The organism is Paraburkholderia sp. BL6669N2, from assembly GCF_003387275.1.
GTDB lineage: Bacteria > Pseudomonadota > Gammaproteobacteria > Burkholderiales > Burkholderiaceae > Paraburkholderia.
The window spans coordinates 3,624,167-3,647,153 of the sequence record NZ_QUNA01000002.1; the positions used below are offsets into that span (position 1 = coordinate 3,624,167).

The 22,987-nt window shown below is 61.1% G+C and carries 23 protein-coding genes; 16 read left to right on the forward strand and 7 right to left on the reverse strand.

Features of this window, described 5'->3' with window-relative positions; translation table 11 throughout:
- The first annotated feature begins 31 nt into the window (after positions 1 to 31).
- The 7 genes from B0G80_RS38815 (at position 32) to B0G80_RS38845 (ending at position 7,212) form a co-directional block, all read left to right on the forward strand.
- A complete protein-coding gene (locus B0G80_RS38815) occupies positions 32 to 1,966 on the forward strand; it encodes a bifunctional diguanylate cyclase/phosphodiesterase (protein ID WP_116122908.1) in 1,935 nt (644 codons plus the stop codon).
- A gap of 30 nt (positions 1,967 to 1,996) precedes the next feature.
- On the forward strand, positions 1,997 to 2,416 hold the full coding sequence (locus tag B0G80_RS38820) for a hypothetical protein (protein ID WP_116122909.1): 420 nt from the start codon (positions 1,997 to 1,999) through the stop codon (positions 2,414 to 2,416).
- A 136-nt stretch (positions 2,417 to 2,552) separates the two neighbouring features.
- Positions 2,553 to 2,777 carry a hypothetical protein gene (locus B0G80_RS38825; RefSeq protein ID WP_116122910.1) on the forward strand — a complete coding sequence of 75 codons (225 nt, stop codon included), beginning with the start codon at positions 2,553 to 2,555 and terminating at the stop codon, positions 2,775 to 2,777.
- Between the two features lie 385 nt (positions 2,778 to 3,162).
- On the forward strand, positions 3,163 to 4,854 hold the full coding sequence (locus B0G80_RS38830) for a metallophosphoesterase family protein (protein ID WP_116122911.1): 1,692 nt from the start codon (positions 3,163 to 3,165) through the stop codon (positions 4,852 to 4,854).
- Between the two features lie 267 nt (positions 4,855 to 5,121).
- Positions 5,122 to 5,562: a hypothetical protein gene (locus B0G80_RS38835; protein WP_106278903.1), complete on the forward strand. Its 441-nt coding sequence runs from the start codon at positions 5,122 to 5,124 to the stop codon at positions 5,560 to 5,562.
- Between the two features lie 200 nt (positions 5,563 to 5,762).
- Complete coding sequence (locus B0G80_RS38840; RefSeq protein WP_116122912.1) at positions 5,763 to 6,347, forward strand: nucleoside 2-deoxyribosyltransferase; 585 nt, start codon at positions 5,763 to 5,765, stop codon at positions 6,345 to 6,347.
- Between the two features lie 376 nt (positions 6,348 to 6,723).
- A complete protein-coding gene (locus tag B0G80_RS38845; RefSeq protein WP_116122913.1) occupies positions 6,724 to 7,212 on the forward strand; it encodes a hypothetical protein in 489 nt (162 codons plus the stop codon).
- 24 nt (positions 7,213 to 7,236) lie between these two features.
- Here B0G80_RS38845 and B0G80_RS38850 read toward each other — a convergent pair whose 3' ends face one another.
- Positions 7,237 to 7,683: a Fur family transcriptional regulator gene (locus tag B0G80_RS38850; protein ID WP_116122914.1), complete on the reverse strand. Its 447-nt coding sequence runs from the start codon at positions 7,681 to 7,683 to the stop codon at positions 7,237 to 7,239.
- 617 nt (positions 7,684 to 8,300) lie between these two features.
- Here B0G80_RS38850 and B0G80_RS38855 point away from each other — a divergent pair.
- A complete protein-coding gene (locus B0G80_RS38855) occupies positions 8,301 to 9,461 on the forward strand; it encodes a porin (protein WP_106278896.1) in 1,161 nt (386 codons plus the stop codon).
- Between the two features lie 93 nt (positions 9,462 to 9,554).
- On the opposite strand, the gene B0G80_RS38860 is transcribed toward B0G80_RS38855, so the two are convergent.
- On the reverse strand, positions 9,555 to 10,220 hold the full coding sequence (locus B0G80_RS38860) for a DsbA family oxidoreductase (RefSeq protein WP_116122915.1): 666 nt from the start codon (positions 10,218 to 10,220) through the stop codon (positions 9,555 to 9,557).
- Positions 10,221 to 10,449: 229 nt separating this feature from the next.
- Between B0G80_RS38860 and B0G80_RS38865 the strand changes: the two genes are divergently transcribed.
- Positions 10,450 to 10,743: a DUF1330 domain-containing protein gene (locus B0G80_RS38865; RefSeq protein ID WP_116122916.1), complete on the forward strand. Its 294-nt coding sequence runs from the start codon at positions 10,450 to 10,452 to the stop codon at positions 10,741 to 10,743.
- Between the two features lie 62 nt (positions 10,744 to 10,805).
- Here B0G80_RS38865 and B0G80_RS38870 read toward each other — a convergent pair whose 3' ends face one another.
- The 3 genes from B0G80_RS38870 to B0G80_RS38880 all read right to left on the reverse strand — a co-directional run bounded on the left by B0G80_RS38870 (position 10,806) and on the right by B0G80_RS38880 (position 13,920).
- Positions 10,806 to 11,657 (reverse strand): carbohydrate ABC transporter permease, encoded by an 852-nt coding sequence (locus tag B0G80_RS38870; RefSeq protein WP_106278890.1) that lies wholly within the window; start codon positions 11,655 to 11,657, stop codon positions 10,806 to 10,808.
- Positions 11,654 to 12,544, reverse strand: coding sequence for a carbohydrate ABC transporter permease (locus tag B0G80_RS38875; protein WP_116122917.1), 891 nt, complete (start codon positions 12,542 to 12,544; stop codon positions 11,654 to 11,656). The genes B0G80_RS38870 and B0G80_RS38875 overlap by 4 nt, the downstream gene beginning before the upstream one ends.
- 143 nt (positions 12,545 to 12,687) lie before the next feature.
- On the reverse strand, positions 12,688 to 13,920 hold the full coding sequence (locus B0G80_RS38880) for a sugar ABC transporter substrate-binding protein (RefSeq protein ID WP_116122918.1): 1,233 nt from the start codon (positions 13,918 to 13,920) through the stop codon (positions 12,688 to 12,690).
- Positions 13,921 to 14,201: 281 nt separating this feature from the next.
- On the opposite strand from B0G80_RS38880, the gene B0G80_RS38885 reads away from it, so the two are divergent.
- From B0G80_RS38885 to B0G80_RS38895, 3 genes are all read left to right on the forward strand, one after another.
- Positions 14,202 to 14,975: an SDR family oxidoreductase gene (locus tag B0G80_RS38885; RefSeq protein WP_116122919.1), complete on the forward strand. Its 774-nt coding sequence runs from the start codon at positions 14,202 to 14,204 to the stop codon at positions 14,973 to 14,975.
- A 65-nt stretch (positions 14,976 to 15,040) separates the two neighbouring features.
- Positions 15,041 to 16,123 carry an ABC transporter ATP-binding protein gene (locus tag B0G80_RS38890; protein ID WP_116122920.1) on the forward strand — a complete coding sequence of 361 codons (1,083 nt, stop codon included), beginning with the start codon at positions 15,041 to 15,043 and terminating at the stop codon, positions 16,121 to 16,123.
- A gap of 174 nt (positions 16,124 to 16,297) precedes the next feature.
- Entirely contained in the window at positions 16,298 to 17,161 is an 864-nt protein-coding gene (locus tag B0G80_RS38895) for a MurR/RpiR family transcriptional regulator (RefSeq protein WP_012428992.1), read from the forward strand.
- A gap of 12 nt (positions 17,162 to 17,173) precedes the next feature.
- Here the strand turns inward: B0G80_RS38895 and B0G80_RS38900 are convergent, their stop codons facing one another.
- Positions 17,174 to 18,061 carry an IclR family transcriptional regulator gene (locus B0G80_RS38900; RefSeq protein ID WP_116122921.1) on the reverse strand — a complete coding sequence of 296 codons (888 nt, stop codon included), beginning with the start codon at positions 18,059 to 18,061 and terminating at the stop codon, positions 17,174 to 17,176.
- Positions 18,058 to 18,945, reverse strand: a complete 888-nt coding sequence (locus tag B0G80_RS38905) for an IclR family transcriptional regulator (protein WP_116122922.1) — start codon at positions 18,943 to 18,945, stop codon at positions 18,058 to 18,060. Before B0G80_RS38905 ends, B0G80_RS38900 begins: the two co-directional genes overlap by 4 nt.
- A 240-nt stretch (positions 18,946 to 19,185) precedes the next feature.
- Here B0G80_RS38905 and B0G80_RS38910 point away from each other — a divergent pair, with 240 nt between their 5' ends.
- The 4 genes from B0G80_RS38910 (at position 19,186) to B0G80_RS38925 (ending at position 22,986) form a co-directional block, all read left to right on the forward strand.
- A complete protein-coding gene (locus tag B0G80_RS38910) occupies positions 19,186 to 20,145 on the forward strand; it encodes an MBL fold metallo-hydrolase (RefSeq protein WP_106278872.1) in 960 nt (319 codons plus the stop codon).
- Between the two features lie 54 nt (positions 20,146 to 20,199).
- A complete protein-coding gene (locus tag B0G80_RS38915; protein WP_116122923.1) occupies positions 20,200 to 21,909 on the forward strand; it encodes an FAD-dependent oxidoreductase in 1,710 nt (569 codons plus the stop codon).
- Positions 21,910 to 21,963: 54 nt separating this feature from the next.
- The gene (locus B0G80_RS38920; RefSeq protein WP_116123899.1) at positions 21,964 to 22,200 is read left to right on the forward strand and encodes a DUF2783 domain-containing protein; all 237 of its coding nucleotides are present in this window, start codon (positions 21,964 to 21,966) and stop codon (positions 22,198 to 22,200) included.
- A 357-nt stretch (positions 22,201 to 22,557) separates the two neighbouring features.
- Positions 22,558 to 22,986: a hypothetical protein gene (locus B0G80_RS38925; protein WP_147309978.1), complete on the forward strand. Its 429-nt coding sequence runs from the start codon at positions 22,558 to 22,560 to the stop codon at positions 22,984 to 22,986.
- Position 22,987: the final 1 nt, after the last annotated feature.

Consider the following 22,987-nt stretch of genomic DNA (forward strand, 5'->3'; position numbering starts at 1 on the left):
GATTTATCAACCATCAAAAAATGCGTAGGTCATGGCTTTCAGCGAACCAAGGTCTCCATTTTTCAAGTGGGTCGTCTCTTCCTCTCAGGATCTGAGCGCGGATAATCGCCAGATACTGCTTGCCAATCTGTTCACGCGAACCGCATCGATCGTGTTCGCGTCGATTTGTGAAATCAGCGTCTGCGCCACCGCTTACTACCTTTATCCCAAGGCTCTTTACGCGAGTTGGGGCAGCGCCGTTGTCGCATTGCTGATTGCCCGGCTCGCCTTGATCTGGTTGTGCTGCTTGCGCAGCGCCAACGGCCAGCCGACTCCTACCTCCGCATTTCTGTTTGCGAGCCTCCTCTGGAGCGTGCTGTTCGGCTACGGCACCTTGCTGTGCAATATCAGCGGAGACCAGACGCTGTTCCTGCTCGGCAACGTTTGCGCCGTGGGCGTTATTGGCGGATTGGCCGGCCGCAATGCGGGCACCCCTCGGCTCGTATTGCTGCAAATCACGTTCATTCTTGGACTCCTGGCTCTCGGGGCGGCGCTGTCGCCCGGCTCCGGAAAACTGGTGCTGCTGTTCCAGGCGCCGTTCTGCGCCGCTGGCTTCTTTACGGTTGCGCTGCGCAGCAATCGCGACACGGTCGCGTTGCTGCTGGCGCGGGAAAACAGCCACCGGCTCGCTCATCACGACAGCCTCACCGGCTTGCCCAATCGCGCGCGTATCAGTGAACTGCTGCTCGAACGCACGGAGATGGGCGCGTCGCGCAAAGATCAATCGTTCGCTGTTCTATTGATCGATCTGGACGGATTCAAGGCCATCAATGACAGCCTGGGCCATGCCGCCGGCGATCAGATTCTTCAGGAAGCGGCAATTCGCTTGTGCGAAGTATTGCCGAGCGGCGACCTCGTCGGACGCCTGGCCGGCGACGAGTTCGTGGCGCTTTCCGATGGCACGGGCCAGGCTCGCGACGTGCGCATTCTGGCGGACCGCATCGTGAAGACCTTGGCCCGTCCGTTCGCGCTGCGCGAGGCGCTGGTGCATATCGGCGCGAGCGTGGGTGTCTCGCTCTATCCAGACCACGCGAAAACCGGCCCGCAACTGCTGATTTGCGCCGATCGCGCCTTGTATGCCGTGAAACGCAGCGGCAAAAGCGCGTTCGCTATTTTCGACGCCACGAAGCACGCGTCGGATGAGAGCCTGAGCCTTCTGCGCAGCGATCTGGAAGGCGCGCTGCATTCGTTCTGCGGTCTGCGCATGGAGTACCAGCCCATTGTCGATCTCAGCAGCGGTGCGGTGTCCGGCCGCGAGGCGCTGATACGCTGGACCCATCCCACGCGCGGCGAACTCTCGCCTGCGGCGTTCATTCCCACCGCCGAACGTACGGGCCTTATCCTGTCCCTAGGCGAGTGGGCCTTGCTGCAATCGTGCAAGGAAGCAGTGACCTGGCGAGACAAGGTGACCGTCGCCGTGAATGTATCGCCAGTGCAATTGCGGGAGGAGTCGTTTGCGTCGACCGTTTCGGCGATTCTGCGCAAGACGAAGTTGCCGCCACAGCGCCTGAATATCGAGGTCACGGAAACGGTGCTGCTGAACGACGACGTCGTGACCCGGCGCAATGTCGGGAGGCTGCGTGCGTTGGGCATCGGGCTCGCGCTCGACGATTTCGGCACGGGCTTTTCGACCATGTCGACCCTCGTGCGCTTTTCGTTCGACAAGCTCAAGATCGATAGCTCGTTCGTCAAGGAGTCTGTGCATCGTCGGGAATCGGCGGCGGTAGTGCGCGGGATCGTCGCGTTGGCGCGGGAAATCGGCATGCCGACCACGGCGGAAGGCATCGAGACGCAAGAGCAACTGGATTTCGTGCGCGTCTGCGGATGCACGCATGCTCAAGGTTTTCTGCTCGGCATGCCAGTGCAGAGCCACGAGATTGCGCGGATAGAAGAGAAGGTTGCTGCTCATTCCGCTGACAAGGAATGAGCGTTCACGAAAGCCGACACCGAGGCGACAATGGAACCTGCCTTGCAATTCCAGTTGCGGATTACTGTCTCGCCGGAACTGGCCGACACGTTACATACCGACCCCACCTGTGCGTCGCATAGCGCGCTCCGTGATGTTCTGCGCCGGCACGACGCGACGTTGAAATGCCAGTTCGATGCATTCGCCGACTATGTGCGCGAAGCAGAACGCGAGGGCACGGAAAACTATCCGCTCTATCAATGGACCCGCGAGACAATCGAGAACCCGGATAAGAAGGCGAAGTACCTGCGGTCGTTTACCGTTTATGTGAATGGCGGCGAAGTCTACGGTAAAGATGCCGCCGATATCTTGGAGAACGAACTATTGCAGTTGATCAGTGAAGACGGAATACAACGCGTGTCCCGCTTCGATACCAATCCGGCGAATAACCCGCAACCGCCCCAGCGTTAGGCGCGACACTTACTAAACGTAAAGTTCGTCGAGCCTTTCAACGTTGTCAGCGAATCGTCATTCCGGTTTTACATTTGGCGACAAGGCGTCGAGTTCGTGAGACGATGCAAGCTCACTTTTACTCGAGGAGAGCGGCATGGGACTCTTGGACGAAGCAGGAAAAATTGCGGGGGCGATCGCCGCCGTTGAAGCAGCAGAAAAAGTGGATCCGGAAGCGGGTTTGCTGACGAAAGGCATCGCCGCTATCGCCGGTTTTGAAGGCGCCGGCAAGCTCGAGTCAATGATCGAAAAGAAAGACGACGACACGCAGGAAGCCGCCGACAACACCCAGTCCACGGACGACACGAATCCGCAGACGTGAGTGACGCTTTGCCGCCGGTCGCATGATCAACGATAGATCCATGCGCCGGCAATTCCGGCGCTCTGTTCTGAGTGTCGTCAATGTCCGTTCATTCTCTGCATGTGCCGTTGCCCCGCGTTCGCTCGGTGCGGAACGGCATTCAACACCAAACTCGCTCGCCGTTCACTATCGCATCATTGAGTGTCGTCGCCGCGCCCTTGCGCTTCGAATGCGGGTGAACGCTCTGCGCCTCACGCGGTTTCATCTGAGTGTCATAGCCTGGCGACTACGATGGCTGGTCGTTTCCGTTGCGCGCCGGTTTCCAGCGCACTTGCCGTTCACGAAGAACGCGGTGTGCCCCGCTTGCGCGTCGGCGTCCTTCCACCCCCGTACAACAACACCAGACATGTCGAACAAAAAAATCGCTAAGGCTTCGCCGATCGATCAAGGCGCTTCCATCGTCTCGCGTCGTGGGTTCCTGAAGTTTGCTGGCGCATCCAGTCTCGCTACGGCGGCCGGCACCCTATCGTCGGCCGCGCGCGCGGCGAACAGCACGCCCGACGGCACACCGGAGCAGGTCCACCTGACCTGGGGCAACGATCCGACCCACGAGGTCACGGTGTCGTGGGCGTCGCTTGCGCCGGCGGTCAACCCGCAGGTGCGCGTTAGCGGCGCGCGCGAGGGGAGACATACGGTGCATGGTATCCAAAGCACCTACACCGACGGCCTCAACGGCGAAGTCGTGTTCACGTATCACGCGCGTCTGCGAGACCTGAAGCCCGATACGAGCTACGAATACGAAGTAACCGCCGACAACGACAGCAATGCGGCACAACCTTTCACGGCCAGTTTCCGTACTGCGCCGCGCGGGCGTGCGCCGTTTCGCTGGACCAGCTACGGCGATCTCGCGACGCCGAACACCGGCTGGGTTCTGTCATCGCCGCAAAGCCGCTTCGCGGTGCAGGCGGTTGAGCGCTTTCAACCGCTGTTCCACTTGCTCAACGGCGACCTGTGTTACGCCAATCTGAATCCGACGCACCAGCCGGACGTGTGGCGCGACTTCGGCAACAACTGCCAGACGTCCGCGTCGAACCGGCCGTGGATGCCGTGTCCGGGCAACCACGAGCTCGAGTTTCATAACGGCGAACAAGGCCTCGCTTCGTATCTCGCGCGCTATACGCTGCCGGACAATCACACGCGCTTTCAGGGCCGCTGGTACAGCTTCCGCGTAAGCTCCGTGCTGTTCATTTCGCTCGATGCCGACGACGTCGTCTATCAGGACGCGGCCGCGTTCGTTGCCGGCCCGGATCCGCTGGTGCCGGTTGCGAGCACCGGCAATCCGCCCATCCAACCCGGCACCTCGCTCTATGTGCGCGGTTATAGCGCCGGCGAACAGACGCGGTGGCTCGAGAAGACATTGCGCCATGCCGCCGAAGACGACGAGGTCGACTGGGTCATCGTGCAGATGCATCAGGACGCGCTGAGTTCGTCGAAGACCGGCAACGGGTCCGATAAGGGCATCCGCGAGGCGTGGTTGCCGCTGTTCGATCGCTACGGCGTGGACCTGGTGCTGTGCGGTCACGATCACGACTACGAACGCAGCTATCCCGTGCGCGGTTGCAACCACAACAAGGGCACCGACATCGCGACGGGCCGGCCCGTGGATACGTTGCAGCCGAAACCGGTGATGTCGGCGGTGTCGCCGGGTGCATCGACGTTCGATACGAGCCACGGCACGATTCACCTGATTCTCGGTGGCGGCGGCACGAGCGCGCCGCTGGACGTCTATGGCATGGATGTCGGCACGGGGCAGCCGCAGGCGCGTATTTTTACGCGTCCGAACCGCCCGGTGGTCGGCACGACGGCAGGGACCTTCGTGCGCGCGAGCGCGGACGCCGTGGAAGATGCGATCTGGTCGGCGCAACGCGATACCGGCACTGGTTATGGGATCGCGGTGTTCGATCATGATCCGGGACATCCGGGCGGCGAGACTACGATCACGATGAACTACTATCACGCGCCCGGCGCGGACCAGGTGCCGACGCAGAACTACGAATTGTTCGAGACCGTCGAGTTGAAAAAGAAGCGGCGCGGATAAGATTCGAATGAGCGGTTGGCGGGCTGCGGACTACGACAGCTCGCCAGTATCGTCCGCGCGATAATCAATATGGTTGGCTGTCCGATGAATATTGGAAAACACCGGACGATGCTCTCTTGCTGTCCGGCATGAAGCGATAAAAGCTTCCGCTCTCGACCCTTCGATCATTTTGTTACACGTCTTACCGATGTGCCGCGACGTGGTTACAAGAGCCTTTCACAAGCGCGGTTATACTCGGCGCCGTCAACAACAATGAAAGAGCTTTTTATGTCGAAGAAAATCCTCAAGATTGTTGCCGTTGCAGCGCTCGCGGCTTCGGCGTCGTTGTCGGCAATGGCCGGCGATATGAACAACGCCCTGGGTGGCGCGCTCGGCGGCGTGGCCGGCGCTGCGCTGGGCGGCGCGGTAGGCGGCAGCACGGGCGCCGTGCTCGGCGGCGCAGTGGGTGGCGGCGCCGGCGGCGCGGTCACGTCGAACCGCAGGGAGCGCACCGGTGCCATTATTGGCGGCGCGCTGGGCGGCGGCGCGGGCACGGCGGCCGGCAATGCGATGGGCGGTCGCGGCGGTGGTCTTGTCGGCGCTGCGTTGGGCGGCGGCGCGGGTTCGGCGCTCGGCGGCAACATCTCGCGCTCCAACTCGTACGCCGACGACTATTCGCGCGGCGACCGATCGGGCAAGCGTCATCATAAGCATCGGCATTACGACTGAGCGGCACGCGAGAGGGCGGCGTAGTGCGTAGCACAGATACGTGTCTGCGCGCCGAGAGCGCCGGGCGATAGGTGGCCGACGCTCTGCATTGACTTTGCTTCCTCGATGGTTATCGTAAACGGTCCTCGCAGCGCAGTCGCATGCCGACATGCGTTGCGAGAATACTTCACGATTCCTCCGTGCTCAGGAGACGAAAAAAGATGCCACGAGTGTATTGCGCGGGTCCGCTCTTCAACGCAGCCGAACGAGCCGAAATGGATTCGATTGCCGCCACGCTGGAGGCGGCGGGCTTGACGACATTTCTTCCGCATCGCGACGGTCTCGAGTTCGCGAAGCTGAAGCCGGAACTCGAGAAACTCGGCGCGTCGGTTAAAGAAGCCGCGGACATGCTCGACCGCGCGATCTTCAGTCTGGATACGTATCAGTTGCTCAGGCGTTGCGATGTGGTCGTCGCCAACCTCAACGGCCGCGTTGCCGATGAAGGCACGGTTGTCGAGGCATCGTTGGCGTGGCACGCGGGCAAACCGCTCGTGCTCTTCAAGGCAGACGCACGGTCCATGCTCAGCGGCTCCGACAATCCAATGCTCGCGGGCTTGGGCGATTTCCACTTGGTCGACCAACTGTCCGCGCTGCCGCAGGCTGTCGTGGACGCCGTCAAGCGCGATCGGAGTCACAGAGTCGAACGGACATTGGAGAGCGGCGCGGAGATCGCGTCGCTTCGCGAGAGCGGTGGTGAGTTGAGCGCGCTTGCAAAGACGCTGTACAGCGCTTTCAAGAAAACCTGAGCCTCTTTGCGCCGATGCAGATATCTCTGCGCTAGTTAAGACGATCCGCACTCACAGAAAGAAACAGGTCGCGAATCGCAACGCAATTCATCACACGAAAGTGCGGGGTAATACCCCACTTGACGGTGCATCTTCCGAGTGCCAGTATCGCCGCCCAATGCGCATGAATTGCTGATTCACAGCAGGCTCCGCGCGCTGCCACACAATTGCTGAACGCCGCGGCCGCATGTGCCGCTTGCACGGATGACTCGCGAAATGGCCAGCCGCGGCACGCGTCGGCACACAAGAAAATCAAATAGAGCGGTTTGAAAAAGACCGCCTTTAGAACGTATACAAGGATCGATCCCTCACTATAGATTTTCGACGGAGGTCACTCATGCTGTTTCATGCTTCCATCCCGGCACACCATCCGGAACACGTCGCACGTGTCATTGCCGAACTGTGGGGCGGATTTCACGCACCGTTCCCTTCCTTTCCCGATTCGTGGATGGCGATTGCCGGTGACGACCGCGGCTCAATCATCGAGACTTATCCCAACGATCGCGTGCTTAGCCCCGGAGGCGAACAGGGCTCGTTTGTTCCAGAACCGGGCACCGCCTCGCGATATAGCGCATTTCACATCGCCATCGCGAGCAAACTGTCCCCCGAGGAAGTATTGGCGATCGGCGAGCGGGAGGGCTGGCGTGCGGTGCGCTGCACGCGCGGTCGCGACTTTTTCGATGTGATCGAGTTGTGGATCGAAAACGTTCTGCTGATCGAAGTGCTGACGGAAGAGATGCAGAAACAGTATCTGGCCTTTGCTACGCCGGCGAACTTCCGCGCGTTTGCGGCTGCTGCGGCAGAAGCTTCGGCGGCGCAAGTATGAGTCGAGAAGCGGCGTCGCGAGTCTCTAGCTCCTGACTACGGCTTTTGCCTGCGCGCCGCTCTTTCTACAACTGGCACACGTGCCGAACAGAACCAACTGACGTCCCGTCACCGCGAAGTCGAGGCTGCCCGCGATAGACTGCTGTCGCGCCTCGATTTCCGCATCGAAGAACTCATAGATTCGACCGCAGACCGTGCAGACGAGATGGTCGTGCCGGGTCCCGTCATTCAGTTCGTAGACCATGCGGCCGTCGCCAAAGGCCACGCCGGACAATAAATCCGCATCCACGAGTTGACCGAGTACGCGATAGACGGTGGCGAGACTCATGTTGCGCACGTCTTCGTTGAGAAGCTTATAGACCTGTTCAGCTGTGAAGTGGTCGCGAGCGTGCTCATGAAAAAACTCCAGCACCAGGACTCGCGGGAACGTGGGCCGCAGGCGGGCTCGCTCCAGAATACGATGAATGTGCATGGATGTCGTGGCAATGGAGAACCGGCGGCAGCCCCGTTGGATTCCAGGTCGCCGCCATGAAGAAGTCGTCGGGGATCACGTCGTGCTGTTTCGGCAAGACGAACCGCAAGTGGCCGAACTATGTAAGCCGGGTCCTTAAGAGAACCTTAAGCGGCAGTTTCGGAACGCACTGGACGACCACGGATCGATGTGCCGAAACGAGTTCCTCCCGTTAAATTACGTAATCCTTTCGCGCGATTGTTGTCGTTAATCCCGCACCGCACTTCCGTCACACGCCGCAACACGTTAAGCTCCGGCCCCTCATTGTTCCTTTGACGCCACGCCGCTTATTTTTTTGACGACGCATTTATTTTCATCGTCCTATGATCGGGGGGCTCGTTTCCGCCGCGCTGGCTAGCACGCGCCGACTGAGCCGACTTGAAAACCATGCAATAGATAAGCGCACACTTTGGCATAGCCATTGAAATGACGTGTCGCGCAATAAACATCCAATAATTAATTATGCTTCTCGCAGTTTGCGCAACAACGGTTTCGAATGTATTGCATGCGTGTTTACGGCGTTGGTGGAAAGAGCAATTGATACCCTCAATTACCGCTTGATCACGGAGCCAACAAGTATGAAAAAGTCTTTACTCGCGGCCGCGCTCTTCGGCGCATTTACGATGTCGGCGCATGCGCAAAGTAGCGTGACGCTCTACGGCCTCATCGATACGGGATTGGTTTACACGAACAATCAGTTCGGGCACAGCAACTGGCAGGTATTGAGCAGTTCGACCCAGAACACGGTGTTCGGTCTCAAGGGCTCAGAGGATCTGGGCGGCGGCTTGCACGCGATCTTCAAGCTCGAACAAGGGTTCCTGCTGAACAACGGAGCGCAGGCATTCTCCGGTGATGGTTTCGGTTCTCAGGCATGGGTCGGCCTGCAAAGCGATCCTTACGGCACCTTGACGTTCGGCCGCCAGTTCGACGTGATGAACGACCTCGTCGGGCCGCTTACCGCGGAGTTCAACACGTGGGGCGGCAGCATGGCCGCGCACCCGTTCGAAAACGACAACCTCGCTGCGAATTCCGTCGTGATCAACAACTCGGTCAAGTACGCGAGCCCGACTTACCGCGGCGTTACGTTCGAAACGATGTATTCGTTCAGCAACAAGGCGGGCGACTTCGGGAATAACCGGTCTTACGGTTTCGGCGTTTCGTATGCGCAAGGTCCGCTGAATCTTGCCGCCGGCTATCTGCAACTGAACAACGCGGGCAATGGCAGCGGCGCGGTGACTTCGAGCGATACCAGCGCGAACTTCCTCGCAGAACGCCAGCGTATCTGGTCGCTGGGTGGTAACTACACGTTCGGACCGGCCACGGTCGGGCTAGTCTGGAGCCACACTCAGATCGACAACGCGTCGGGCGTGTTCTCGTTCGGCACGGGCAGTTATCTCGGTTCGGGTGATACGTCCGCGGGATCGCTGGGTGGTTCGCTGCGTCTCGACAACTACGAGGTGAACGCAAAGTACGCGCTCACGCCGGCGTTGAGCGTTTCCGGCGCGTACACGTACACGCATGGCGCGTATAACGGTTCGTCGCCGGGATGGAATACGGCCATGCTGCAAACCGACTACTCGATCAGCAAACGCACGGACTTCTATCTGGAAGGCGTCTATCAGAACGTGCATGGCGCGCCTGCGGACTCCGTGCTCTCGCATGCCATGATCAACACGTTGTCGCCGTCCGCGACCAACACGCAAGTGGCGGTCACCGTGGGCATGCGTCACGCGTTCTAAGCAGGCTCGCGTCGAGTGAGGTGAACACGCATGCCCTGTTTTTGCAGGGTATGCGTCGTCATGTTCGGAACGATCAGGGCACGACGTTCAGCGTTACGTGTTCTGTGAACCTTCGTCCTTCACTTCAGCCAGAATCTGCTGGATGGCTTGCTCGAAAGTTTCGACAGGCTGTCCGCCACTCACCAGGTAGCGACGGTTGAAGATAACGGCCGGCACCGACTGAATACCCATCGCCTCGTTATTCCGCTCCTCTGCGCGAACTTCAGCGGCATAGGTTCGGTTTTGCAGTACGTCGCGCGCCTTCACGGCATCGAGTCCGACGGACTGCGCTGCCTCGATCAGCACTTCATGATCGCTTGGGTCTTTGCCGTCAGCGTGATACGCCTGCAGCAGCGCCAACTTGAGCGGCAACTGCTTGCCCTCGATGCCGGCCCAATGCAGCAGACGGTGCGCGTCGAAGGTGTTGTACACGCGGTTGCGCGGGCCAAAAGTAAAACCGACGCTCGCGCCGCGCTCGCGGATCGCGGCCTGCGTTTCGGCGATCTGCTCCGGTGTACGGCCGTACTTTTTGCCGAGATAGTCGACAATGCTCTCGCCGTCCGGTCCCATGTCCGGATTCAATTCGAACGGATGCACGACGATTTGCGCGTCGACGGCGTCGCCGAGACGCGAAATCGCGCGCTGGAGCGAGGAGAGGCCGATCGCGCACCACGGGCATGCGATATCGGAGACAAAATCGATAGTGAGCGCTTGAGTCATTGCTGTGTTCCGGTCGTGTGTCAAAGCGAAATCCGCAGACAGCGTAACCGGTATTGCCATTATTTGCAGGACCGCCCTCGTGACGTAACGGGAGCCGGCGTCTTACAATTCACCAGCCGCAGTTGAGCGATTGACCGTGCGGACGATGGGGATGCCGCGAGGCGTCATAATCCCCGTTCGCCGTCGTGCACGACAACGACTGCTTTTCCAACGTTGAAAGGAGCCTCAAATGAGCAAGGGATACTGGGTGACGTCATATCGCGCGACGAAAGACGCGGAAAAACTGGCCGCATATGCGCAGCTCGCCGCGCCCGCCGTGGCGGCTGCCGGCGGCAAGTTCATCGTGCGCGGTGTGGCCGAGGAGGCTCGCGAGCAGGGCTTGAAGGAGCGGACGGTCGTGATCGAATTTCCGACCTATGAAGCGGCCGTAGCCGCCTACGAGAGCGAGCCCTACAAGAAAGCGCTGGCCGCATTGGGCGACGGCGTTGAGCGCGATCTGCGGATTGTGCGCGGCACGGATTAACCCGAAAGCGAACGAAACGGCGAGCGCGACCTGCTCATGCAGTTGTGCGCTCGCCCCAACATCTATTTCACGGCCCCTAGCGCGAGCCCCTTCACCAGATACCTCTGCAACCACGCGAACACCACAGAAACCGGCAACGTCGCGCAGAGTGTAGCGGCCATCACCAGATGCCACTGGACCACGTATTTCCCGGCGACCATGTCGGTCACCTGCACGGTCAGCGTCTTGTTCTCGGGTGAGCGGATCAAGGTATAGACCACGGCAAACTCGTTCCACGCGTTGATGAACGTGAAGATCGCGGTGACGACGATCGCAGGCACCGCGAGCGGCAGAAACACTTTGAAGACCGCCTTGGTCCGTCCGCACCCTTCGAGCCACGCCGACTCTTCCAGATCTCGCGGCACCGTCTGAAAGTACGAAGACAGCATCCACACGGCAAACGCGATATTGAATGCCGCGTAAGACACGATCACACCGATCTTGGAATCGACCAGATTCCCGTCGCCGTAGGGAATCATCGCCGCCAGCCGGAACAGGCCGACCACGAGCAGAATCGGCGACAGCATCTGTGTGACGAGCAGAAACTGACGGTAGAGCCCGCGTCCGCGAAACGGGAATCTCGCCAAGGCATAGGCCGCGGGCAAGCTGACGGCCAATGCAAGCGCGGTCGACAGCAAGCTGATCACCGTGCTGTTGCGCAGCGCCACGCCGAAATTGGCCGCCACCCACATATCGGAGAAATTGCTCCACTGCCAATGCACGGGCAGCCAGCGCGCCGGATACACAAAAATCTCGGAAGCCGGCTTCAACGCGGTGAACAGCATGACGGCAAACGGAAACAGCACCACTACGATCAGTGGCGACAACGCGAGCCAGCACCACAGCGTGCGCTTCATCTTGACGCTGAGACTCATGATGGATCCCCTTCTTTCGCGGGCTGCAGGCGCAGATAGGCGATCGAGAAAATGAACAGCATGACGAGCATGATCAGCGACACCGCCGCGGCTTCGCCGGGACGCCCGAGCCGGAAACCGAGCTCATAAAGATACGTGACGAGAATGTGCGTGCTGTTGTCGGGGCCGCCCTGCGTCATCACCCAGATGATCGGAAACGAGTTGAACACGTAGATCACGTTCAACAGAATCGTCATGTTGATGAACGGCCGCAACAGCGGCATGGTGAGTTTGCGGAACTGCTGCCAGGCGCTTGCGCCGTCCATGCGTGCGGCTTCGTAAATATCGCCGGGCACCGAAGACAAGCCGCCCAGCAGAATCGTCACCGTAAACGGAACCGACACCAGAATGCCGACCGCGATTTCGACCGGAAACGCGAGCTCCGGCGTGGCCAGCCAATGAATCGGACCGCTGATCAGGCCGAGCCTCTGCAACGTGACGTTGATCATGCCGTAGTCGTCGTTGAAGGCCCAGCGCCAGACCACGGCGGTCATGGTCAGCGAGACGGACCACGGCAGCATCACGATCGTACGGGCCACACCGCGTCCATAGAAATCCTGGTTCAGCACGAGCGCAACGGGCACTGAGATCAGCACCGTGCCACCCACCACGCAGATGGTCCACACAATGGTCCGCCTGGCTGCGGCAAGAAACGCGGGATCGCTGAAGATCGTATAGAAATTCTGCAGACCGGTGAAATCGCGAATGGCGCCGAAGCGTGAGACCTCGTGCAGCGATTGCCACACGATGTTGAAAATCGGATAGCTGATGATGAAGAGCGCCAGTACCAGGCTCGGCGCTATCAGCAACCAGGGCGCTTGCAGGCGCGAAGAAGCGGAGCGGCTCATGCGTGCTCGATCGTAAGACGCGTCCGCATTAAGGGGCGGGCGCGACGGGATGGGCCGGATAGTGCATTACGACCGAAACGCGCACCGCCTTTGCAGGGGCGGCGCGCGTTCCGGGTTCAGCAGATCGCTACGGGACAGCGCGATTATTTGCCGAGCGACTTGTTCGCTTGCGTGGCCGCCGCGTTCAATGCGTCAGCCGGCTTCGCCTTGCCCAGGTAAATCGACTGCATAGCGTCGGTCACGGCCTTCGCGGTGTCTTCCCAGCCGGTCACGGTCGGTGCGAAATGAGCGGTCGGCAGCAGCGCGACGAAGGCCTTCGTGTCGGGGTCGTTGAACGCCGGATCGGTCGCCTCAGCCTTGGTGGTCGGCAGGAAGCCTTCGGTCGTGGTGAACTCTACGCGCGGTTCCTTCGTGAACAGATAGTCGAGGAACTTCCATGCCGACTTCTTCACCTTCGAGTTCTTGAACATCACGATCGAGTCGGTCACGGCGTACGTAGCGTGCGTCGTGCCCATCGGAATCGGATCGATGCCGTACTTCAGGTTCGGCGCTTCCTTCTTGATCTGTTTGGCGAGGAACGGTGCGGAGATCATCATCGCAACGCGGCCTTGCTTGAACAGGTTCTGCACGTCTTCACGGCTATAGCCTGTCACGCCCGGTTGCGTCAGGCCCTGGTCGATCATCGTCTTGTACAGCGTGGCTGCCTTGATGCCGGCCGGCGAATTGAAGGCAGCCTTGCCATCTTTGCCGACCACGTCGCCGCCATTGGTCCACAGGGCATAGTAATAGTAGACGTCGGTTTCGATTTCTTTGCCTTGCAGGCCAAAGCCGGCAATGCCCTGCGCCTTCAGTTTCTTCGACGCTTCGATCACGTCGTTCCAGGTCTTCGGGCCGTCGGGATAGCCGACCTTGGCGAGCAGGTCTTTGTTGTAGTACAGCCCACGCGCGGACGCGGCGATTGGCAGGCCGTACACCTTGCCGTTGATCTCACCCGGCGCGAGGAACGGGCCGATGAAGCGGCTCTTGAAGTTCGCGTCCATGTAGCCGTCGAGCGGCTCGGCGACGTCGTCCTTCACGAAGTCGAGTAGCCAGCGCGTGCCGACGATCGCGAGGTCGGCGTTGGCGTTGCCGGAAATGTCTGTCTGCAGTTTCTGCTGCAGCGTGTCCCAGTTCACGTCTTCGATCTTGATCGTCGTGCCGGGATTGGCCTTCTCGAAGTTGCGGGCCATTTTTTCGAAGTACGGCGCGGTCGCGTCGCTGTAGTGTGCGACGGTCACGCGAACCATGTCGGCGTGAGCCGCGACGGCGATACCTGCAAACGCGAGCGCCACGGCAACTTTGCCTAGCGCGAGGGAAGCACGGGCATGCAACGACATTTCTCTCTCTCCTGGATGGTTTGCTGCCGTCGCCGGCCGCTTCGGGTTGAATTGTTTGTAAAAATCCTACATGACGCAAAATTGCTTGTCACGTAGGGTCTGCCATATTTTTTCCCGGCTGGTTTTGTGCATAAGATGCTGTAAAGCAGGGATATTTTGCACAACGCGATGTCACGGATACCCAATCTTCGGGATGACTAGACAACTGCGTCGCGTATGGATTTGTAGGAAATTTACACGCTAATCCGGGCTGACGGCGTGATCGAACAGCGAGGCGGACAATGAATCGTGTGGTGTTGGTAACGGGCGCTTGCGGCGGCATCGGCAGCGTGTTGTGCAAGCGCTTCGTTGAGCAGGGCGATACGGTTCTGGCGCTCGACATCGACGCCGCCGCGCTGCAGGCGTTGGGCGCGCAACTCGGCGAGGCGCACGTCACGCCGATCGCCGTCGATCTCGGCGACGCCGCCGCAGTGCGGCAAGCGGTGGCCGCCGCGGTCGAACTGCGCGGTCCGGTCGATGTGCTGGTCGCCAACGCGGGCGCCGCCGAAGGTTTGACACTTGCCACGACGGACGTCGCGAGTTGGCAGCGCGACATCCATCTGAATCTGAACGGCACGTATCACACGGTTGAAGCGGTGCGCGCGTCGATGATTGAGCGGCAGCGCGGCGCGCTGGTGCTGATCGGTTCGGTGAACGGCATGGCCGCGCTCGGTCATCCGGCGTATAGCGCGGCGAAGGCCGGGCTCATCAGTTATACGAAAGCGCTCGCGCTCGAACTCGGCCGTTATGGCATTCGCGCGAACATCGTGTGTCCGGGCACGGTAAAGACGCAGGCGTGGCAGGCGCGCGTCGACAAGAATCCGCAAGTCTTCGAGGATCTGAAAAAGTGGTATCCGTTGCGCGACTTCGCGACACCCGACGACATCGCCGACGCGGTGCTGTTTCTGGCCTCGCCGATGGCGCGCGTGATTACCGGCGTCGCGCTGCCGGTCGACGGCGGCCTGATGGCCGGCAACCGTTTGATGGCGGAAGAACTGACACTCGAGTCGCTCTGAACCGCCCGCAGCAGCATTGCAAGCAGCACGAGATCGAGTCAACCAGGCAAGACGATGAGGACAGCATGGCAGCAGTGCAACTGAGCGGCATCTTCAAACGCTATGGCGACACGCAAGTGGTGCACGGCATCGATCTCGACATCGACGACGGCGAGTTCGTCGTGCTGGTCGGCCCGTCGGGCTGCGGCAAGAGCACATTGATGCGCATGGTGGCCGGGCTCGAGGAAATCAGCGGCGGCGATCTGCTGATCGGCGGCACGCGCGCGAACAGTCTCGCACCGCAGCAGCGCAATATCTCGATGGTGTTCCAGAGCTACGCGCTGTATCCGCATCTGTCCGTCTACGAAAACATCGCGTTCGGGCCGCGGATTCGCAAGGAGTCGTCGGCGAGTTTCAAGCCGCGGATCGAGGCCGCGGCGAAGATGCTGAACCTCGGCAGCTATCTGGACCGCTTGCCGCGCGCGCTCTCGGGTGGCCAACGGCAACGCGTGGCGATGGGCCGCGCGGTGGTGCGCGAGCCGTCGCTGTTCCTGTTCGACGAACCGCTGTCCAATCTCGACGCCAAACTGCGTGTGCAGATGCGCACCGAAATCAAGGCGCTGCACCAGCGGCTGAAGAATACGGTGATCTACGTCACGCACGATCAGATCGAAGCCATGACGATGGCGGACCGCATCGTCGTCATGAACGCGGGGCGGATCGAGCAGATCGGCCGTCCGCTGGAACTGTACGACCATCCGGCGAATCTGTTCGTGGCGAGCTTTCTCGGCTCGCCGTCAATGAACTTTGCCGAAGGCGTGATCGCGAGCCGCGCGCAAGGCCAGGGCCTCGCGCTGAATCTCACGGATGGCGGCGAGATTGTGCTGGAAGGTGCGCCCGCTTCGGCGGCGATCGGCGCGAAGGTCACGCTCGGCGTGCGGCCGGAACACATCGAAACCATGACGCCTGCGCCCGACGCGACGATGGAAGTCGAAGTGGTCGAACCGACTGGCGCGGAGACTCACTTGTACGGGAAAATAGGCGGCAGCACATGGTGTGTGACGACACGTCAGCGCTCGAAAATCGAGCCCGGCCAGCGCGTCACGCTGCGATTGCCGGCCGAGCATATTCATCTGTTCGACACGGAGAGTGGACGCAGGCTGGTCTGACCCGCGCGTTGCCGTTTGCGGTCGATACGAGCTCGCCTCAGGCTCACTGAAGCTGCGACGCGACGCGGATTTATTCAACGCATGAGAATGCGCCGGACCGCTCCAGGTTTTCTCACCCCGTCCGGGGGCCTGGCGCGAAGCGACAGGTCTGGGGGCGCTTTGAAGGAACACCGGGTGTCCGCACCGAACTTGATTCCCCACATCCGCAGCGCACTCGCCAATTTGCGGCCCGCCGAGCGCAAGGTCGCCGAGATGGTGCTGAGCGACGTCGACTTCGCGATGCGCGCGAGCATTACCGAACTCGCACAGCGCGCCGAGGTGTCCGAGCCTTCCGTCACGCGCTTTTGCCGCGCCATCGGCGCGCACGGTCTGCGCGACTTCAAGATGCAACTGGCGCAGAGCGTGGCGGGCGGGCTGCCGTATGCATCCACGGCGGTAGCGCGCGACGACGACGTGCAGACGCTCATGGACAAGGTGGGCGAGGCGGCGGTCGACGGCATCACGCATGCGCGTGGCGCGCTGGATCCGGCGGTGGTCGAGAGTGCGATCGCAGCGTTGTCGAGCGCGCGGCGGGTGTTTTTCTTCGGTGTCGGTTCGGGCTCGGGGCTGGTCGCGCAAGACGCGGCGCTGCGGTTTCTGCGGCTCGATATTGCATCCACGGCGTTTACGGATGGGCATTTGCAGCGTCTTTACGCGGGCCTGATGGAACCCGGCGATGTGGCTTTCGCGATTTCGCATTCGGGCCGCAGTGTCGAAGTCAACGAGAGCATCCAGATTGCCAAGGAGCGTGGCGCGACTACGATTGCGCTGACCAATGTCGGCTCGCGTCTTGCGTGGCTGGTGGATATTCCGTTGCTGTTGCGCGTACCGAGCCCGATCGATCCGAATACGCCGGGGGTGTCGCGGCTCGTACATCTTTGCATCATGGACGCGCTGGCGATCGGCGTCGCGCTCAAGGCCGGGCCGAAGACGCTCGAGAAGATGCGGCATGCGAAGGCGAGGTTGGCGTCGCATGAGCCGGAGGCCGCGGGGGATTGAGAGGCCGCGGGGCTATGCCATCCACCCAAAGCGCCGCGACAACCTCGACGTCGCGGCGCGCAAAGTCTGCGCCGGCCCACCCGCCAATTCACTGTCGAAGCTGCCGCTCGGCCCCATCAACGCCAGCACGAGGCAGATACTGCCTGTGTGATCCAGCACTGGCGCGGCGAGCGTATTAATGCCCGGTACAGGCCGGCTGAGCGCCGTGTCGATTCCATCCGCGCGGATTTGCGCAAGACGCTGCGCGTAGGCTTGCTTCAGCGGGGGCACTGCCGACGGTGCGTTCGTGTCGCCTGTCGCTCTACCTTTGGCCGCCGGCGCCGGCTTTCCTTCGAAAACATCCGCCGCATCCGCTCCCGCCAACCGCAGATGATCCTGCGCGAGCAAACCCGCGCGCACATCGTCCGCGACATAGGCGGCGAACACGCGGCCGATCGCCGTATTCACCAGCGACATCACCGTGCCGACCCGCAGGCTCACATGCAGCGGCCGCGCCGATTCCTCCAGACGCACGACGGTCGGCCCGAGCGGACCGAGCACGGCCATCGCGACGCTCATGCCCGTCGACGCCGCCAGTTCGACCACCTCGGGCTCCGCCTCACGCGTCGGCGATAAGCGTTGCAAACCGATCAAACCCAGTTCCAGCGCGAGCGGCCCGGCTTCGAAACAGCCCGACGCATCGCGACTGAGCAAGCCGATTTTCAGCAGACTCACCAGATGCGGAAACGCCTTCGCCGGCGGCATGCCTGCCGCGCCCGCAAGATCGCGCAGGTTCAACGGCCGCGCCGCCGCGACCAGCGCCGCCAACAGTTCGCCCGTGCTATCGAGCGACTGGATGCCGCGCTGCGGTTTCGCATCAGCGGCGGAATGAGCGTGAGAGGTGTCGAGAGAATCGGTCACGATGCGGAAGAAGCCAGCAAGGAAGGGGCGATAGCCAGTTCGGCGCCGATGTCGCGCGCCGTCGCAAGCAGTGCACGCGCGATCGGACCGTCGGCGGCGACGTCGATCGCGCCGGTCGAGCCGATCACCGTCAGCGCCAGCGCCAAGCGGCCGTCGGCATCCAGCACGGGCGCGCTCAGGCTGCTGATGCCCGGACTCGGCACATCCACGCTGCACTCCAGGCCGCGCGCGCGGATCGCGTCCAGCGTGGCTTCAAAGACGGCGCCTTCGTCGGGCGGCGTCATGGCATTGCCGATCGCTCCCGATTGATTTGCCCACATTGCGTCAAGCACCTCGCGCCGCGAATAAGCGCAAAATAGCCGCCCCGTCGACGTAGCCGGCAGCGACATCACCGTGCCCACATGCAAATTCACGTGCAACGGAAAACCCGCGTGTTCATAGCGAACGATAGTCGGCCCTTGCGGCCCGGCAATGCAGATCGCGACGCTGAAGCCGACCGCTTCGGCCAACGCGGCCACGCGCGGCACGGCGGCGCGAAACGCCGGCTGGTTTTCCAGATGCAGCAAACCGAGCCGCAACGACAGCGGACCGGGCTCGTAACGGCCCGACAGTTCGTCGCGCTTGATCAAACCCAGCCGGCTCAAGCTCACCAGGTACGCGTGCGCCTGTCCCGGCGCGATCTGCGCCGCGCTGGCGAGGTCGGAGAGAGCGAGCGGCGTGCGCGCCTGCGCCAGCGCCAGCAACACGCGGCCGCCGACTTCGACGCTCTGAATGCCGCGCTGCGTCTTGCCGCCGTCCGCCGTCTCACTGCCGCCCGCGCCTTTGCCCGTGGCCGATTTCGCTGCTTTGCTCACACCCGCGCTCGTCCGTGAAAAAGGGTCCATGTTAACCGAAGGCCTGTGCCTTCCAATCCTCATCTTAGGCCTCACAAGATTTGCGTATAGCGATACATTTCGCTATTGACAAATAATCAGACGCCGTCCTAAGATACATTCACCCCGACATACCGGCGCAGTTATAGAGTCAAGAAACGGGGCGAGACAATCCTGCAATACCGTCACCCCGCGCGGCATTCGCCCAGCCGGCCGTCTCGCCTCACGTCCAATTTTTTGAGGGAGACAAGCATGGCAAAGGCATTCGCATCCCAGGCCGATCTGGAAGTCAAGAAAGTCACGTGGACCAAGCTATCCGAGAACGCCTACGCGTACACCGCCGAGGGCGATCCGAACTCGGGCGTGATCATCGGCGACGACGGCGTGCTGATCGTCGACACCACCGCCACGCCGGCCATGGCGCAAGACCTCATCGCGAAGATTCGCAGCGTCACGGATAAGCCGATCAAATACGTCGTGCTGTCGCATTACCACGCGGTGCGCGTGCTCGGCGCATCAGCGTATTTCGAGGAAGGCGCGCAGGAAGTGATAGCGAGCCGCGGCACGTACGAGATGATCGTCGAGCGCGGCGAAGCGGACATGAAGTCGGAAATCGAACGCTTCCCGCGTCTGTTCGCCGGTGTCGAAACGGTGCCGGGCCTGACGTGGCCCACGCTCGTGTTCGAAAAGGAAATCACGCTGTTCCTCGGCAAGCTCGAAGTGCGCATCGCGCATCTCGGCGCGGGTCATACGAAGGGCGATACGGTAGTGTGGCTGCCGTCGCAGAAGGTGCTGTTCTCCGGCGATCTGGTCGAATACGACGCGGCCTGCTATTGCGGCGACGCGCAGCTCGAACAATGGCCGGCCACGCTCGAGGCATTGCGCGCGCTGAAGGCCGACAAACTGGTGCCGGGCCGCGGCCCCGCGCTGACCACGCCGGAAGATGTCGACAAAGGTCTGGACTACACGAAAGATTTCGTCACCACGCTGCTGCAACAAGGCCGTGAAGCCGTCGAACAGAAGCTCGATCTGAAGGCCGCGATGGAACACACGCGCAAGGCCATGGATCCGAAGTTCGGTCACGTTTTCATCTACGAGCACTGTCTGCCGTTCGACGTGTCGCGCGCTTTCGACGAAGCAAGCGGTATCACGCATCCGCGCATCTGGACCGCGCAGCGCGACAAGGAAATGTGGGACGCACTGCAAGCCTGATAAGAACAGACGCGCTGCAAGACGAGGCAAAGCGGAGAAGGACGGAGACACAAGATGAGCATCAACTACCAGACGCTGTCGTTCGAATACCAGCCGTGCCGTGAGCAGCGCGCACAGGGCGGCGCGAACCAGGCGGCCTATCCGGTGATCGTGGTCGGCGCGGGCCCGGTGGGTCTCGCCACCGCGATCGATCTCGCGCAGCAGGGCGTGCCGGTCGTGCTGGTCGACGACGATTGTTCGTTGTCCACGGGATCGCGTGCGATCTGCTTTTCGAAGCGCTCGCTCGATATTTTCGATCGCCTGGGGTGTGGTCAGCGGATGGTGGACAAGGGCGTCAGCTGGAATGTCGGCAAGGTGTTCCTGAAAGACGAGTTGGTGTACACGTTCAATCTGCAACCGGAAGCGGGCCACAACCGGCCCGCGTTCATCAACCTGCAGCAGTACTACGTTGAAGGTTTCCTGCTCGAACGCGCGCAGGAGATGCCGAATCTCGAGATCCGCTGGAAAAGCAAAGTGGTCGGCGTGCGGCAAGATGGTACGCCCGGCACGCGCGACGCCGGCGTGACGCTGACAGTCGACACGCCTGATGGCGAGTACGCATTGCGCGGCCGCTACGTGATCGCCGCCGACGGCTCGCGCAGCCCGATCCGCAATTTGATGGGACTCGACAGCAAAGGTGTGACGTTCAAAGATCGTTTCCTGATCGCCGATGTCAAGATGGAAGCAGAATTTCCGACTGAACGCTGGTTCTGGTTCGATCCGCCGTTTCATCCGAATCAATCGGTGCTGCTGCATCGTCAGCCGGACAACGTGTGGCGGATAGATTTCCAGTTAGGCTGGGACGCCGATCCGGTGCTGGAAAAAACACCGGAGCGCGTCATCCCGCGCGTGCGCGCATTGCTCGGCCCTGACGCGAAGTTCGAGCTGGAATGGGTCAGCGTCTATACGTTTTCGTGTTTGCGCATGGAGCGCTTCCGGCACGGCAACGTGCTGTTCGCCGGCGACTCAGCGCATGGCGTGTCGCCGTTCGGCGCGCGGGGTGCGAATAGCGGCGTGCAGGACGCGGAAAACCTCGCATGGAAACTGGCGATGGTGCTCGAAGGCAAAGCCGCGGATGCCTTGCTCGACACCTATGCAAGTGAACGCGAATACGCCGCTGATGAAAACATCCGCAACTCCACGCGCTCCACCGATTTCATTACGCCGAAGAGTCCTGTCAGCCGCGTGTTCCGCGATGCGGTGCTGAAGCTCTCGCGGCGTCATCCGTTTGCGCGGCAATTGGCCAATAGCGGCCGGTTGTCCGTGCCGGCGGTGTTGCGTGATTCTCCGCTGAATACAGCGGACTGTGACGAGTTTGAAGGAGCGATGGTGCCGGGCGCGTCGTGCGTCGATGCACCGGTGCAAGTCGCGGCACAACCGGCATGGCTGCTGCAGCAACTCGGCCAGCAATTCACCGGCGTGCTGTTCTGCGGCGAACAAGGTATCGATCAGTCGATTCAAGCCGCGTTGGACACGTTGCGCGCGGGACCGATTTTGTTGAAGCTCGTCGTGGTGACGTGTGGCGATCCGCAGACCGTTGCGTCTACGGGCGCGCAACTCGTGCACGATATCGAACGGCTGGCTCACTCACGCTACGACGCAAAGCCCGGCACGTTCTATCTGATCCGTCCGGATCAGCATGTTTGCGCGCGTTGGCGGCAACTCGATGCCAGTGATGTCGGGAATGCGTTGAAACGCGCGTTGTGCGTTGAAGGTACCGCTTGAATGAGCGGCGAAGGCCGCGCGCGGCATCAACGAAAAAAATGGATGGAGACAAACATGACACTCAACACGCAACCGAATCTCGCCCGCCCCGATGATTTCTACGAGGCATTGATCGATATGCATCGCGATCTGGACGATGCGCAGAGCCAGTCGGCCAATGCGCAATTAATCCTGCTGCTCGCCAATCATATCGGCGATCACGCCACGCTGCTCGAAGCGCTACGGCATGCCCGCGAGGGCGCAACCGACATGCCGGCGCGAAATGGTGAAACGCAGCCGCTAGCCGCTTAAGCAACTCGCGCGACCAAAAATTATCTTTGCGTAAGGCAAACGTCGGGAGACGTCGATAGTAACGATTTGTTGCACGCGCTTCCTCTAAAACTCGGGGTTGATAACCCGTGACTTCTCTCCCTTTTTTCTTTCCGACTATCGGATTCTTCTTAGCAAAGCGGCTGGTGCGCTGCCTCATACTAGGTGGCTTGTTGAGCTAGGATGCATAGGGTGTGACGTTCCGGTGGGCCACATTGTTTCGTGCCGGCGCACCATGTCCTCGTGCGTTGCCGGCGGGATTTCCCGCGTTCGGCTAAAAAGAGACACGAGATGAAATTGTTTTTGATAAGCGACCTTGTCGTTCAGGAGTTGGCGTCGATGAAAGTCGACGGAAAATGGCTTTCTCCAGCGCTGTTTGCCGAATCGGCGTTGCTCTGGATCAACCATTACGCGCCCGGTCTGGACGTGCCTGAAGCCTTTTTTTCCGAAGTCGAGTGCGAAGTGCTGCAGATAGCCACGCAACTCGCGGTCAAAGAATTGGCGGCAGTCGAAGATTCGCCGTTATCGCAGCTATTCGGCGACTATCCCACGGTGAATTACGCGCATCCTTTGAGCGCGAAAGCGTTGGCCGCGACGCTTGCAGCATGCCGCGAAAAAATATCGAGTGGTTCTGAGACGGCATCGTCGAGTGACGCATTCTGGTCGCGACAGTTCGCGAGCTGTGTGAAGAACGCGCCGCAGCATCTTGGGTGTCACCCCACCCTTTGTCAGTTGATGGGCCATGTCAGCGATACGTCGAAGACATGAA